We start from the raw sequence: 15,527 nt of genomic DNA on the forward strand, positions 1-15,527 counted from the left end.
AAGCATTAATTCTGTGAAAACATATTTTTATAAAAATGTTAAAACAGCTATGTTTCAGTAAGTTGCAAAGCGCTTTTCTGGTGCATTTTTTCACTGTTCACTCCTCTGTCCACATGCAAAGTGAGCAAGTGTAAGCACCGAAGAAGCGCAATCTAGCTGGAAGCGTGCAGGCGCTCCCAAGCTGCCAGCGAGCCTTGAAAAACGTCTACATTGCTAAACCCGCGATTTTTCAGGTAACTGGCGGCTATCGTGGCACGCATGCCGGAGCCGCAAAAACAGGTATAACGCACGTTGCTGTTAAGGTCGGAGTATTTACTAAACAAATGCCCCAAATATAGGTGCTTCGAATGCGGTAGTTTTTTTTCATCCACTTCTTCGTGCTTTCGCACATCAAGAATTAGCCAGTTTTCAGGTGGATCGTCTAACCGTTCAGCAACCATTTGCGCACTTACCCGAGGAATCGAGTCGACGTGATCGTCAACGCGGCTATTGCCGGTGGCAACCGGTATTTCTGTTATGTAGCCGGGTAACCAGCTATAACCCATGCGCTGCAGCTGTAGTGCAGCGTCATCTGTTTGTGAGGGGGAATCACAGACAATAATCACCGGTTTGTCATACTGCAGGAACCATCCACCGTAGGCTGAAATCAATCCATTCGGCAGAAAGATACTGCCCGCGCGATGACCGGCACAAAAGGCGTCGACAGTGCGTATGTCCAGTAACTGGACCTCGTTCTGCTGAATTTGTTCTGGCAACGCGGCTATTTCACTTTGTGGTAACCGGGGCATCGCGATGGGAGCAATGCGTTTGCTTTGACCAACCGAGTTAAACTTCTCCATTTGCTCAAAATATGGCGCATAGTAATGGGTTTCGTTGAGTTTTTTCTCGATAAAGGCGTCTTTATCTTTGATTTGCCATGCCGGGTTGTGGCGTTTTTCATATCCCAGCGTTGTAAACTCCCGTGCGGCCATCCCTGATCCGCATACAGAGCCAGCACCGTGTGCCGGGTAGACAATCGTGGTATCGGGCAGGTCTGACAGCGCCTGCAGACTGTCAAAGAGCATCCCCGCCACCTGCTCTTTTTCATCAGGATAAAAATCCGTTCTGCCAACTTCATTGACGAACAGGGTATCGCCGGTAAAGACCACCACAGGCTCCTGTGACACAGAGGTATCACTCACATGTGCACAAATACTGTCTTTTGTGTGTCCGGGTGTTTCCAGTATCGTTATAAGTAGATCGCCAACAGAAATCGTGTCGTTTGTCTGCACGCTCTGTGCATACTCTATTTTCGCATCGGCATTGATGCCGTGATAAACAGGTATGTCTAAATCTTCACCCAGCGCCGCGCCGCCGGAGATGAAATCTTCATTTCGATGCGTTTCAATCACACACCGGATACTCACATTCTGGCTTGCTGCTTCACGAAGATACTGGTCAATATCCCGCTGGGGGTCGATAACGCAGGCCTCTCCGGCACTGGATATAAGATAGGATAACTGCGCAAGACCATTGGCCTTGAAACTGACAACTCGCATGAGCATTACCTCAACATTCAACTTGTACATTATTTAACCCGGTTCACCTGCAATCAGATCACTTTATCCATTCATGTGTTTTTTCGTACGTGTGGTTGGCTCTGCGTTTGCCGGATCGTCGGGCCAAAAATGTTTCGGGTAGCGGCCTTTCATTTCCTTTTTTATTTCCTGATAGCTGCCCTGCCAGAACGCCGCCAGATTATTCGTTTTCTGCAGGGGCCGGCCTGCCGGAGACAGCAGTGACAGGGTGACGGGCACAGCATTATTACCCACGATTATCTGCGTACAACTGCCGTACATCTCCTGCATTTTGACTGACAGTATGACCTGGCCATCAGGCAGATACTCCAGGTAACGCATATTTCCGGTAGGAACGGCCACTGACAGAGGTAAAAAGTGTTCAAGCGCGTGTTGCTGTGGCCACGAGAGTGACTGCTGCAGCAGCGTTTGCCATGGCAGATTAATTAAATCCTCCCGTTTTTTGCATTTTTTAAGATGCGTCAACAGGCTTTTCTCATCAATGATTGACAGAACTGATTCACTTACTTCCGGCCAGGGATCGGCCTGGTCAAAGGCCTGAGGCTGTGCCAGATTCAGTCGGGCGGCCAGTGCAATCCGGTTAAGCCACTGCCATGCGTTATCAGGTAACGGAAATTCTGACATTGGCTGTTCTTTTAAATAGTCCAACCAGGCCTGAGCCATTTCATCGGCCGAGGCTGCTGCCACCGGCTCACTGGCCAGTATTATCTGGTTGAAACGCGTGACCTGCCGAGCTTGTATTTGCCCCGAGTCACGATGAAAAGTGACCTGTTTTGCGGTTATGAGATGTTTTGAAAACCATGTTTTTATGACAGCAAATGTCAGTGGCTCTGCCAGTCGAATATTGACTTCGCTTCCAACTTGCTGGCCACTTAACACAGCCAGCCAGTCACTTTTCACGGGCACTCCCAGCCATCTGGCACCGCGCCCGTTAGCCAGCTTCCACTGTTCTTTCTGCCAAAAAGCGATTCTGTCCTGCCAGGCCAGCGCTATGGCCAGGGCAATTGAAGCGGGCTCCAGCTCATGACAGGGCGTGAGTGGCAGATGTTTATCTGGCGGTGATAACAATGACAGATACCGCTTCGCCTGTCGGGAAAGGCGCGCGACCGTTGTTTTATCGGCGTTTGACAGCGCTTCACTGACCAGGCCGTCAGACATCCTGCCGCTATCTTCGGCCAGCGCGGCGATCCACAGCGCCGCCTGACATAACTGAGAATCGACAGTTTTTGTTTTATCCCGCGCTGTCAGCAGCATATGCGCCAGTCGCGGGTGACAGGGAAAGCGCGCAAGCTGCTGACCATAGGCTGTAAGCGTTACTACACCTGTTGTACTGGTCGCGACCGCATCCATTGCTATCAGCGCAGACATCGCGCTATTTAGTTGCGCTTTTGAAGGCTGGTCCAGCAATCGTAGCTCATCTGGCGTGGTTCCCCATGCCAGTGTATCTAACAGCAACGGGGTAATATCTTCTCTGAGAATCTGGGCGACAGTATACCCTGCCAGCCTGTCCTGTTGCTCTTTACTCCATAGCCGGATGCAAATGCCCGGCTTGAGCCGCCCGGCCCGCCCCTTACGCTGTGTTGCTGAAGCTTTGGATATCATCTGCTGATTTAACTGGGTCAATCCGGTTGCGGGATTAAACACCGCAATATTTTCCAGACCGCTGTCGACCACAGCTTCAATGTTGTCGATGGTCAGTGAGGTTTCCGCGATATTGGTCGCCAGTATGACTTTTTGGCGGCCCTGCGAATCTGCTTTCAGCGCGTTGCTCTGCTGCTCTTTTCCCAGTGCGCCATAAAGATGATGGATAATTGGTTTGGTGTGAGGGGGCGCGGTCGCCAGCAGCTGGCTGACTTTTTTTATCGCACCAGCGCCGGGTAAAAATACCAGTACATCACCATCCACTTGCTCACAGGCCTGACGTGTAAACCGCGCTACCGCCTCATGAAGCTGATGCGCTGCAATCTGGCCGCTGTAAATCTCCTTCACATCGAACATTCGGCCTTCTGATACACAGATAGCCGCATCAGGTAACAGCGAGGTCAGCGAGTCCGTATCCAACGTGGCTGACATTACCAGCAGACGTAAATCGTCGCGCAGTCCGTCCTGCACATCCAGCGCCAGAGCCAGTCCAAAATCACTGTGGATACTACGCTCATGGAATTCATCAAAAATGATTAAACCGACATCGGCAAGTTCAGGGTCCTGCGCAATCCGACGCGCCAGAATTCCCTCGGTGATGATCTCAAGTCGTGTTTGTTCGCTGACTCTGGCTTCACCGCGAATGCGATACCCGACACGTTGACCTACCGGTTCGTTCAGCTGTTCAGCCAAATAGGCCGCCAGGCTTCTTACCACCACCCGCCGCGGCTGCATCAGCAAAATCTTTTTATGGGGAAAAGCAGACAGCAACGCCAACGGAATAACGGTGGACTTCCCCGCGCCCGGTGGCGCGGCCACAATTGCATTGCGGGATTTAAGTGCATCGGTCAGGGCATCAACAACGGTAGACGCGGGAAAGCGCTCAGCATCATATGGCATAAGGAAGTGTATTAATCAGGTAAATCTCTGTTTATCCTATTGTACGTACTCAACAGGTAATTGCATGTGAATTGGTTTGTACATGAGGAGGGCAATATGAAAATGCGCTGTTTTATCGGCCTGGATTTACCAGCTGCCACCAAGCTGGCGCTGGAAAGCTGGCGGCAAAAGGCATTGCCAGAGGTAAAGGAAAAAACGCAGACGAAACGTCCGGCTAAACCTAATACGCCGGCTGAACCAGCTGCAGTGCCCACAGCAAATTTTCATATCACGCTGGCATTTCTGGGCCAGATTGACGCGCGCCAGCACGAAGCCCTGCTGCAGGAAATGAATCACGTAAAAGGGCAGCCCTTTTCGCTCACGCTTAACACCACCGCATTGTGGGAGGGGCCTAAGATTCTGCTGGCGGCACCCGGCGAGCCTGATAACGCGTTAATGGATCTGGCCCGCCAGGTGCGTAAAGCCGCTCGTGCAGCGGGTGTTCAAGTCGATAACCGGCCTTACCGGCCTCATGTGACGCTGGTCAGAAAAGCCACCGACACCCTTCCTGCGCCATTGTTTACGCCTGACATCAGCGCTGACTTTTCGCAATTTCACCTGTTCGAGTCATTTAGTAATGCCCAGGGCGTGCGCTATCCTATCCGACATTCCTGGCCGCTGATTCCGCAAATGTCGGTGCGCGAACGCTTACGGCAGGGCCTGACTGACAATTAAGCACGCTGTCTTCTTTACTTTACGCGGGTGCATCGGTAAAAAGAAATAAGTGTAGTTAACAGCAGAGTATTATGAAGCAAACATTCAGACTGGTTATTGATTGTCCGGACCAGATTGGCCTGGTCGCCAGCGTATCGCAATTTCTGGCCGATCACGGCGCAACAATAGTAGAGGCCAGCCACCACACCGATCTGCAAACCGGTCGGTTTTTTATGCGACATGAAATTGGTACTGAACATCTTTCACTGGATTTTCAAACGTTTGTCTCTGAATTCACACCGCTGGCCAACGAGTATCAGATGCAATGGAAATTGAGCGACTCAACGCAGCGCCAACGCGTTGCATTACTGGGCAGCGTTGAGTCCCATTGCCTGGTCGACTTACTGCATCGCTGGCATACCGGCGAGCTTTATTGCGACATCCCCTGCGTGATTTCCAACCACCCACAGCTTAAAGAGTTTGCGGACTGGTATCAGGTCCCTTTTCACTGGATAGATTTTTCAACATTAGGGAAAGAGGAGGGCTTTGCCCGGATAAGAACATTACTGCATGAGTATGATATCGATTTGACCGTCCTTGCCCGGTTTATGCAGATCCTGCCGCAATCGTTATGTCAGGAACTGGAAGGCCGCGCCATCAATATTCATCATTCCTTTTTGCCCTCCTTTGCCGGTGCCAGACCCTACCAGCAAGCTTACGATCGTGGTGTTAAGTTAATCGGGGCGACATGCCATTACGTCACACAGGACCTGGACGAAGGGCCAATCATTGAACAAAGTGTAAAGCGCATCAGTCACAGCGACAGCGCACCGGACATGGTCCGAAAAGGCAAAGACTGCGAGGTGACCGCCCTTGCCCATGGCGTGCGGTATCATCTGGAAGACCGCGTGCTTATTCATCATAACAAGACCGTCGTCTTTGCCTGATCCCTTTTGCTGTTAGCTGTTAAAGCGGCAGGCTTCGCGCCTGCCGCCATAGCCGCAGATAAAACCAGCTATTTGATATGGCGAACAGCAGCTCAGTAACGGCCACACCCCAGGTCTGGTTGATCAGGGCGTAAACCGCAAATACCAGCGAGCCACTTATCATGCTCAGGCGCAGTCCTGCCTCTTTGCAATATAGCTCGCCAAAGCGGTACAGAATAAAGGTGACCAAAGGCATAATTTCCAGCCAGCCTGTTTTACCGGTTTTCATGTTGATAAAACCAATCAGCGCTGACATCAGGATAATCAGTACTACAGTGAGAGACTGAGCCAGTAGCTTATTGGTCACCAGCCGGTAAGTTGTGCTGAGTCCAGCCACTGTCATTACCAGTGTACCTGCCCAGGCCTGTTGCACGGCCAGCAATGAACCAATGGTTATACACAATCCCAGGTTCAGAAATAACAGCTTTCTTTCGGTATTAGACCAGAACGACAAAACAGCAATGATTACAGGGACGCTGTGCATGAGTAGTTCGGTCATATGCCTTCTCCTGGGTAGAAACGGTTAAAAATCGCGCGCAGTGTAATCCCGTGACAGCCTTGGCTTCAAGCAGATTTTTTTGATGATTTTGTGACGTGTTGAAAAGACACTAAAAACAGGAAAAACCGATGAGTTTACACGTACACACGGTGGTGGCGCGGCGATCCTATTTAACTTAGCTTAGGTATCCTCTAGTATAAAAAACCTAATAAAACGATAACGACAGGAAAAGAAATGGGAAAATTCAAAGCCTCAATGACAGCGGCTGCAGTGGTACTTGGGCTCAGCGCCTGCAGCAACCAGACGGAAACGACCGCGATGGACACTCAACCTGCAGTAGAACAAGCTAAATTTGACAACGTATTGTTACAACAGTATCAGGGTCCTTATGGTGGTGTACCTGCTTTTGACAAGATGAAGCTGGAAGATTTGAAGCCAGCTCTGGAAAAAGGCATGGCCCTGAATATGGCTGAAATAGAAGATATTGCCAACAATCCGAATCCGCCAACATTCGAAAATACCATTGCCGCCATGGAGCGCGCCGGCAAACCTTTAGAGCGCGTGTTCACTTATTGGGGCATCTGGGGCTCAAACAATTCCAGCCCTGAGTTTCGTGAAATACAAACAGAAATGTCGCCGAAAATCTCTGCCTTTTTCACTCAAATCACGCAAAACGAAAAATTGTTCCAGCGTGTAAAGGAAGTTTATGAGAGTGACGAGCTGGAAAATCTTTCTGACGAAGAGCAGCGCATTACCTGGTTAACTTACAACAGCTTTGCACGCAATGGCGCTACCCTTGATGGCGAGAAAAAGGCGCGTTATGCAGAAATTAATCAGGAACTGGCAAAACTGCAGACTAAATTTTCAAACAATATTCTGGCCGATGAAGAAAACTATGTGACCTATATCGGCGATGATGAGCTAAGCGGCCTGCCTGATTCTTTTGTTAAAGCAGCAGCGGCGGCGGCCGAGGCACGTGGTCGCGACGGCGAATATGCTATCACTAACACCCGCTCGTCCATGGATCCGTTCCTGACCTATTCAGATAATCGCGAGTTACGGGAAAAAGTCTGGCGTACTTACTACAACCGTGGCGATAACGGTGACGCCAACGACAATAATGAGATCATCAAACAAGTTCTGAAGCTTCGCGATGAACGTGTCGAGCTTCTGGGTTATGAAGATTATGCGACCTGGCGTCTTGAAGATCGTATGGCGAAAACGCCGGAACAAGCGATGGACCTGATGATGAAAGTCTGGCCAGCGGCAATTGCCCGGGTTGAGGAAGAAGTCGCTGATATGCAGGCCATCGCCGATAAAGAAGGCGCAGATATTGATATCAAACCCTGGGACTATCGCTATTACGCAGAAAAAGTGCGCAAAGCAAAATATGATCTTGATTCAAACGAGGTAAAACAGTATCTGCAGCTGGATAAGCTTCGCGAAGCGATGTTCTATGTGGCAGGTCGTCTGTTTAATTTCGAGTTTACGCCGGTTGAAGAAGGCACGGTCCCTGTTTTCAATCCTGACGTAAAAGTGTGGGAAGTTACCGATAAAACATCCGGTGAACACGTTGGCCTGTGGTATCTTGACCCATTCGCGCGTAAAGGTAAGCGCTCTGGTGCATGGGCAACCACGTATCGTGATTACACCACCTTTAATGGCAAGCAAACTGCCCTGGCGTCAAACAATTCAAACTTTGTAAAAGGCGCAGAAGGCGAGCCTACACTGATTTCATGGGATGATGCAGAAACGTATTTCCATGAGTTTGGTCACGCGCTGCATTTCTTATCGGCAGACGTTGCCTACCCCACATCGCACTCGGGCGTCCGTGACTATACCGAGTTTCAGTCTCAGTTACTGGAGCGCTGGCTGACCACCGATGAGGTTATTGATAATTATCTGGTGCATTATAAAACCGGCGAACCGATTCCAGACGAACTGGTAGAAAAAATCAATCGCGCCTCAACCTTTAATGAAGGTTTTAAAACGACAGAGTATATGGCATCCGCAATCATGGATCTGAAATACCACACGACAGATCCTAAAGACATCGACCCGGACAAGTTTGAGAAAGAAGAGCTTGAAAAACTGGGCATGCCTGAAGAGATTGTAATGCGTCACCGTAGTCCTCACTTCGGCCACATCTTCTCCAGCGAAGGCTATGCAGCAGCTTACTACGGTTACATGTGGGCAGAAGTGCTAACAGCTGACGCAGCAGAAGCCTTCGCCGAAGCACCAGGTGGTTTTTACGACGAAGAGATGGCCGACAAGCTGGTCAAATATCTTTTCTCTGTCAGAAACGCGATGGATCCGGCAGAGGCGTATCGTAAATTCCGTGGACGCGATGCACAAGTTGATGCATTGATGCGAGACCGTGGTTTCCCTGTTCCCGAAGAGAATAACTAACGCTGAGGTATCCGGCCCGTAGCATTTGCTACGGGCTTTTTTTTAATCTTTCTGACTTTCTGTTTTCGCTAGTTTCTAATCCGCTATACTTCCACCACTGTAGTTTTTGCCCTGACCGGCTCAACAAATTGTCAGGTTTGCCGATAAACTAACCATCTGCATCAATTCCCGCGCATCAGTGTATCCGCTGTGCTTTATTTTTTTCCGGGATAGGTGCCAATCGCTTTGTAGTCAAAATTTGTGGTAGTAGTATGAATTTAAGCGCCTTCAGTATTAAACAAAAACTTATCTTTATTCTTGTTGTTGCCGTGCTCGCTGCCACCATACTGGTTAGCTCATTAAATCAAATGGTAACCCGTGAGTTGATTCGCGGCTCGGTGGAAGAGTCTGAACTTCCTAATATCGTTAAACGCCTGGCCAATCGGGTGGATAAAGAGGTTACCGTGATGTCTGCAGTGGCACACAGTATCGCCACAAATCCTGACATTCTTGCCTGGTCTGCCAGTGGAACCCCCAAACAGGACGAGGCAAAGGTGGTCAATTACCTGTCGCGTCTTGCCGCTTACAATAACCTGAGCGTTGCCTCATTCGCAGACCGTCAGACCTACAATTACTGGAACCAGGAAGGCTTTCTGCGCACATTGAAAAATGACGATCAGGACGGCTGGTTTTTTGCCTATAAAGACAGTGGCCAGGAAACATCACTGAGTTTGTATAACGACCCGGTGCGTGGTTATCAGCTTTATGCAAATTATCAGCAAGTCGACGGTCGCGGTATGTCCGGCGTGGCCAAATCAGTGGATGAACTGGTCACAATACTCAATCAGGTGAAAATCGCGCAGACGGGCATGGTTTTCATGGTGGATGCCACCGGTAAAGTTATCGCCCACCCGGATGCCAGTAAGCTTGGAAGCAGCACCCTGGCTGATCTCACCTCTGACACAGCCAGTCAAACAATATTGTCTGAGAACAACTTCGCGCTGGCTGAGTATGATAACAGCACTTCAGAGTATTTATTGGCGGGAAGTTATATCCCCAGCGCACAGTGGTATGTGATTGCGCAAGTACCTGAAAACGAATTATACGCAGAGCTTAATAATGCGACCCGCGAAACGTTGATTTGGTCCTTAATTGTTGCTGCCGTTTTTGCGTTGGTGGGAGTATTTTTTGCAGCCTCCATCACCCGGCCGTTGGAGCGTCTGGCCGATGCCTTTCAGACACTGGGACAAGGTGGCGGTGATTTGACGACCCGGCTTCCGGCTCCTCCACAAAAAGAAATGCATCGTCTGGTGGATGGATTCAATAACTTTATTGGTTCACTGCACGCTACGATGTCATCAATTGTGAGCGACAGTAGTCAGGTTCGACAAGCAGCCAGCCAGGTAGCGGAAAATACACGCACGACGCGCGCCAACAGTCAGGATCAGCACGACCGCACGCTTCAGGTGGCAACGGCGATGACACAAATGGCCAGCTCAGTGCAGGAGATTGCCCGCTCTGCGCAATCTGCGGCATCCAGCGCGCACGCGTCCACCCAAACTACCCACCAGGGCCATGTATTGACTAAAAGCGCTGTGTCGCAGATAGACGCATTATCTAACCAGATTGCTGAAGTCGCGGCGACAATCGCTTCGTTAAACACTCACACGAATACCATTGGTGGTATTTTGGATACCATCAGAGGGATATCAGAACAAACAAATCTGCTTGCGCTTAATGCGGCTATTGAAGCGGCGCGCGCAGGCGATCACGGCAGAGGCTTCTCGGTGGTTGCCGATGAAGTTCGCACGCTGGCGCAACGCGCCGCTCAGGCCACTGATGAAATTCAGCAAAAGATAGATAGTTTCCAGAAAGACAGTCAGCAAGCCGTAGGTCAGATGCAAAATAGTCAGGCGCAGACATCAAGCGTGGTTGAAAGCGCACGTCAGATTGATGCGTTACTGGAAGCCATTGCCGATAATATTAATCAGATAAACGATATGAACACACACATCGCAACCGCCACCGAGCAGCAGGCCAGTGTGGTTGAGGATGTCAGTAAGAATATTAACGAAATAAGCGGGCGTAACGAGGACAATGTCGAAAATTCAACACAGCTTGTTACCGCCAGTGAGCAATTGGACCGGGCGGCTGAAAACCTGTCCCGTCAGGTTGGACACTTCAGACTTTAAGCCAACACCTCCGGCGTAGCCTTCTGCGCCGGTATCACTTTATCTTTAAGCGAATCAGTCTGGCATCCTGCAGTGGTGATTTTTCCTGCGTAAGCCATACCTCGCCATCAGCTCTTGCACACACACCTTCAACCTGACCGAACCGTTCAAGCGGACTGACAGATACGACCTGATAATCGCTGTCTACTATCGCGATAAAAGGTCGCAAAACGCCTAACAGATTACTGTTATAGCCCACCACGAGAAAACGTTGGTTCAGCGTATCCCAGTCGGCACCTGTGATGATGCCAGGAAGCCCTTTTATCGTCGCAATTGCAGTCAGTTTCTGAGATTTAGGCGCTGGTGCAATCTCATACACCCTGGCGTCTCCCGAATCCCAACTTTTAGAAAATAAGACAAGCTTATCATCTTTAGCCGTCAACGCTTCGCCATCATAGTCGTGGTTATACGGGGTGTTGGCCGACGGTGTATTACCCGCATAAGTAAGACGCAATGTTTTGGTTTTCTTATAGGCGTGTCTGTCGACCTCTCGCACCGATACATAGTTTCGGTTGCCCCGGTTATTACCAATATCAGCGACATAGAAAAAGTCGGCATTGGCAGTTAATGCCTCAATATCTTTGTTTGGAAAGTCCAGACGGACGTTGCGGTCAATGCGCCCGGTTTCATTAAGAAAATATAAGATTGTGTCGTTCCCAGAATCGTTGATGGTCACCGCTCCCTCTGGGGTACAAAAAAGCCCAGATGACTCTTTGATAACATTGGGCAAAACGCGGCTATCTACGATATCTAGTTTCATCAACGGATAGTCTGAAGAGGCAGCGCAGCCGGCTGCGCAACAGGTAACCAGTATAAAAGCTAGCATGCGGGTCAAAAGTTTTCTGGTAATAAAACTGAGCATTCAGGAACCTCGGGGGCGAAAAAGTGTAGCGCTGAAAGATAATGATTCAGGTGGTATCAAGACGAGAAAGCAACGCGTGTAGATCACAACAGTTTGCGCCGACAACTCATCCGTACTTCCTGAATTTCAGTACAAACAAACAATCTAAAAAATAATATTGTACTCAGCGCTTTAAACAGAAAGCGCGTAGTCTTTGTAAGGGAATTCAACTTGTCAGAGTCGCTCATCAGTCTTGTCGGTGTTGGTCTGCTTTCTATTGCGTGCCAGTTTCTGGCCTATAAAATCCGGTTACCAGCCATTCTCCCACTACTTATCGTCGGTATCGTGGTGGGGCCAGTTCTTAATTTGCTTGATGCAGATAAGCTATTTGGCGATTTACTGTTTCCAGTAGTTTCACTCTCGGTAGCCATCATTTTGTTTGAAGGCGCTTTAACATTGCGATTCAAGGATATCCGCGGTCACAGCAATATGGTCAGGAACCTGTGCAGCGTGGGCGTGGTTGTCACCTGGATTGTATCCACGCTGGCTGCGCACTATGCGCTCTCTATCCCCTGGCAGCTGGCGTTTCTGTTTGGCGCTATCGTCACTGTTACCGGCCCTACGGTCATCATTCCTATGCTGCGAACAGTCCGCCCCAAGAGCAATGTAGCAAATATTCTCAGGTGGGAAGGGATTATCATCGACCCAATTGGTGCGCTGTTAGCGGTGCTGGTCTTTGAATATATTGTCGCATCGCAGGCAGAGGCGCTGAACCACACGCTAATCGCTTTCGGTAAAACCGTCGGTATTGGTATCGCGCTGGGTTTAGTTGGTGGGTACTCTCTGGGTTATTGCCTGCGCAAAAAATGGATCCCGCATTACCTGCAAAATACCGCCGTCCTGACACTGGTACTTGGTGCGTTTGCTGCGTCCAATTATGTCGCCCATGAGTCAGGCTTGCTGACCGTAACCATAATGGGAATGGTGCTGGCCAACATGAAAAATGTCGAAGTTGAGGATATTCTTGAATTTAAGGAGACACTGAGTGTATTACTTATTTCAGGCTTATTTATTCTGCTTGCCACGCGTCTTGAGTTGCAGGCTATAGCCAATGTTGGTGCGGGCATCGTCATTGTACTGCTGGCGGTCATATTTATTGCGCGTCCGCTTTCTGTGCTCATCTCATCTATAGGCACCGGGCTAAACTGGCGTGAATTGGCACTAATTAGCTGGATTGCCCCCCGAGGCATCGTTGCAGCTGCTGTTTCAGCGTTGTTTTCAATTAAGCTGCAAGAGATAGGCTATGATGGCGCTGACGTCATCGTCCCGATCGTATTTTTAGTCATTATCACAACCGTGGTCGTTCAGAGTCTCACCGCTAAACCTGTTGCCGCGTTACTGAAGATGCGCGCGCCACCACCAAACGGCTACCTGATTTTTGGCGGCAGTCAGTTTAACCGTATGCTGGCCAAGGAGATGATCAATCAGGATATTCCGGTAACACTGGCCGATACTAACTGGGATGCAGTTAAAAAAGCCCGTATGCAGGAAATACCGACTTATTTTGGTAACCCTGCATCTGATCACGCTGCTCGCCATATGGACATGGACAGACTTGGCAGAGTGCTGGTGATGTCTCCTTATCAGCAGTTGAACCCGGTTATCGCCTATCACTTTGAATACACCATCGGTAAAGACAAGGTGTGGGGATTAACCAATAACGAACAGACGGCGCGCCCCAGTCATCAGGTGGGTAAGCATTATGCTAAGCGCATGACGCTGTTTGATGAGGGTGTGACTTACGGTTACCTGGCATCGTCTGTCGCCCATGGCGCTACGATAAAAACAACCCGCATCACTGAGGAATTTACCTATGCTGATTATCTTGAGCAGTATGGTGGCCGGGTCATCCCATTGATTGCAATTGATGAGGAAGACAAATCTCATGTGATCTTGTTGGGTGAAGACTTAGAAGTTGCTGCAGGCTGGCGACTGATTAGCCTGATACGTGCTGAGGATGAACCTGTTTGAAGAAAATGCACCCTGTCGGCTGACAGGGTGCCACTCCCTGGAATGTGAATAGACGGCGTCTTTTTTTATTCTTGGTATGTATTGTTATTGTTTTACCTGTTCTATCGCACAGGCTGAATATAGCAACTCACAGGCCAACTTTTAAAGCACTGTTTTATAAAGCCTTTTAATGTTTCAATCTTATAAACTCACAAATTAAAGAGCATAATGGTGCACTGAAATACTAAATACGCACAAACCCTGGGCTCACTTTTTGTACAATAATCAGTTATTTAAAAGACTCGAGTACGTGCAGTGTTTTATTTAGCGCACCACTGTTTTTCGTAAGGACAGTTTTCGCGGCATCGCCAGCCTGATGACGCATCGCCGGATTGCTAAGCCATAATAAAAGCTGTTCTGAAATCTGGGCGGCACTATGCTTTATATGCAGTCCGCCACTTGCCACCATATACTCACAGATTACCGGATTGTTGTAGGTATTAGGCCCCATGATAACCGGGATGCCGAAAGCGGCTGGTTCCAGCGCATTGTGACCGCCTTTATCAGCCAGCGAGCCACCGACAAAAGCAACATCTGCCACCGCGTACGCTTCATTCAGGCGCCCCATCTCATCAAGCAGAATGACATTCGTGTGCTCGTTAACAGCGCTAACATGCGAGGTTCGGACATACGTCTCATTACGTGACGAGAGTAAGTCAGAAACACTTTCAAAACGTTCCGGATGCCGGGGAACGATTATTAACAAAGGTTTTGGTCTTTTGGCAGAATCTTGTAGACGCTGAACGGCATCTAACAGTATTTGCTCTTCTGGTTCGTGGGTACTGCCCGCTACCACAATGTAGCGTTCAGTATTGCTCAGGCCCATAAAGTCACTATTCTGGCTATTGTCCAAAGAGACTGCCTGGTCAAATTTAATATTGTTCGTCAGTGTCAGCTTTTCGCTTTGGATGCCCAGAGCCTTATAATTTTCATAATCACGTTGTCCCTGTGCACAAACCATCGACACCTTTCTTAGCATCGGAGCGAAAAGTGCGCTTATTTTCTGGTAGCGAGCCGCTGAACGATCAGTCATTCGCGCATTGATAACCACCGTTGGAATTTTCTTTTTCCAGCAAGCATGAATCAGATTTGGCCACAGCTCAACCTCAGTGATACAAACCAAGCAGGGTTTTACCCTGCTCAGCATCCAGCGCATCGAAAACGGAAAATCAAAAGGTAGATAAAAGTGATGGACCTGATCACCAAATATTGCGCGTACTCTCGCTGAGCCTGTGGGCGTTGTGGTGGTAATGGTGATAGTCACGCCGGGTTCGGTTTGTAAAAGGGCTTTGATCACACATGATGCCGCCACGACTTCACCAACGGAAACGCAATGAAAAAAATACCCGCCAGAATGTGCAGACCTGGCCACACAACCAAACCGTGATAGAAAGTGCCGCGTGTCGTGACGCTGCTTTCTCACACCGCGTTTGAGCAGCCCTGCGTAAGCAAATGGTGCAGCCAGCATCAGTATAGCGCTATATGCCCACCTGACGAGGCGCTCGCCGATTGTTTCAGTTGAGTGTTGCAATGCCACGTTCTTTCCGTCGAAATCCAGTAAAAATTTACGTTATAACTGCTCCGCCTTGGGGATGGAACAGCGTCACATACAAAAGTAACAGATACAAAAATGTATGGTCCGCCTCGTTATTGCAATGATTAATTTCGATAACGGGGCTGGTTATGCGCTAATGTATTCGG

The 15,527-nt window shown here is 49.3% G+C and carries 10 protein-coding genes; 5 read left to right on the forward strand and 5 right to left on the reverse strand.

Annotated features, from left to right (window positions below; all coding sequences use genetic code 11):
* Nucleotides 1-152 precede the first annotated feature (152 nt).
* Together HHX48_RS14080 and hrpB are read right to left on the reverse strand one after the other, a co-directional pair.
* Nucleotides 153-1,568, reverse strand: a complete 1,416-nt coding sequence (locus tag HHX48_RS14080; protein ID WP_223858387.1) for an MBL fold metallo-hydrolase — start codon at nucleotides 1,566-1,568, stop codon at nucleotides 153-155.
* A 33-nt stretch (nucleotides 1,569-1,601) separates the two neighbouring features.
* Nucleotides 1,602-4,118, reverse strand: a complete 2,517-nt coding sequence (gene hrpB, locus HHX48_RS14085) for an ATP-dependent helicase HrpB (protein ID WP_191026065.1) — start codon at nucleotides 4,116-4,118, stop codon at nucleotides 1,602-1,604.
* 96 nt (nucleotides 4,119-4,214) lie between these two features.
* Here hrpB and thpR point away from each other — a divergent pair, with 96 nt between their 5' ends.
* Both thpR and purU read left to right on the forward strand, forming a co-directional pair.
* Nucleotides 4,215-4,832 (forward strand): RNA 2',3'-cyclic phosphodiesterase, encoded by a 618-nt coding sequence (gene thpR / locus HHX48_RS14090; protein WP_223858389.1) that lies wholly within the window; start codon nucleotides 4,215-4,217, stop codon nucleotides 4,830-4,832.
* 71 nt (nucleotides 4,833-4,903) lie between these two features.
* The gene (gene purU / locus HHX48_RS14095; protein WP_191026066.1) at nucleotides 4,904-5,758 is read left to right on the forward strand and encodes a formyltetrahydrofolate deformylase; all 855 of its coding nucleotides are present in this window, start codon (nucleotides 4,904-4,906) and stop codon (nucleotides 5,756-5,758) included.
* A gap of 19 nt (nucleotides 5,759-5,777) precedes the next feature.
* Here the strand turns inward: purU and HHX48_RS14100 are convergent, their stop codons facing one another.
* The gene (locus HHX48_RS14100) at nucleotides 5,778-6,296 is read right to left on the reverse strand and encodes a YgjV family protein (protein ID WP_191026067.1); all 519 of its coding nucleotides are present in this window, start codon (nucleotides 6,294-6,296) and stop codon (nucleotides 5,778-5,780) included.
* Between the two features lie 234 nt (nucleotides 6,297-6,530).
* Here HHX48_RS14100 and HHX48_RS14105 point away from each other — a divergent pair, with 234 nt between their 5' ends.
* Together HHX48_RS14105 and HHX48_RS14110 are read left to right on the forward strand one after the other, a co-directional pair.
* Nucleotides 6,531-8,705, forward strand: a complete 2,175-nt coding sequence (locus HHX48_RS14105; protein WP_191026068.1) for a M3 family metallopeptidase — start codon at nucleotides 6,531-6,533, stop codon at nucleotides 8,703-8,705.
* Between the two features lie 251 nt (nucleotides 8,706-8,956).
* A complete protein-coding gene (locus HHX48_RS14110; protein WP_191026069.1) occupies nucleotides 8,957-10,876 on the forward strand; it encodes a methyl-accepting chemotaxis protein in 1,920 nt (639 codons plus the stop codon).
* A 34-nt stretch (nucleotides 10,877-10,910) separates the two neighbouring features.
* Here HHX48_RS14110 and HHX48_RS14115 read toward each other — a convergent pair whose 3' ends face one another.
* Complete coding sequence (locus HHX48_RS14115; protein ID WP_191026070.1) at nucleotides 10,911-11,741, reverse strand: hypothetical protein; 831 nt, start codon at nucleotides 11,739-11,741, stop codon at nucleotides 10,911-10,913.
* Between the two features lie 246 nt (nucleotides 11,742-11,987).
* Here HHX48_RS14115 and HHX48_RS14120 point away from each other — a divergent pair, with 246 nt between their 5' ends.
* Complete coding sequence (locus HHX48_RS14120) at nucleotides 11,988-13,787, forward strand: cation:proton antiporter (RefSeq protein WP_191026071.1); 1,800 nt, start codon at nucleotides 11,988-11,990, stop codon at nucleotides 13,785-13,787.
* 268 nt (nucleotides 13,788-14,055) lie between these two features.
* Here HHX48_RS14120 and waaA read toward each other — a convergent pair whose 3' ends face one another.
* A complete protein-coding gene (gene waaA / locus HHX48_RS14125) occupies nucleotides 14,056-15,363 on the reverse strand; it encodes a lipid IV(A) 3-deoxy-D-manno-octulosonic acid transferase (protein WP_317983508.1) in 1,308 nt (435 codons plus the stop codon).
* Nucleotides 15,364-15,527: the final 164 nt, after the last annotated feature.

Origin of the sequence: Salinimonas profundi (assembly GCF_014750655.1) — a bacterium.
Lineage (GTDB): Bacteria > Pseudomonadota > Gammaproteobacteria > Enterobacterales > Alteromonadaceae > Alteromonas > Alteromonas profundi_A.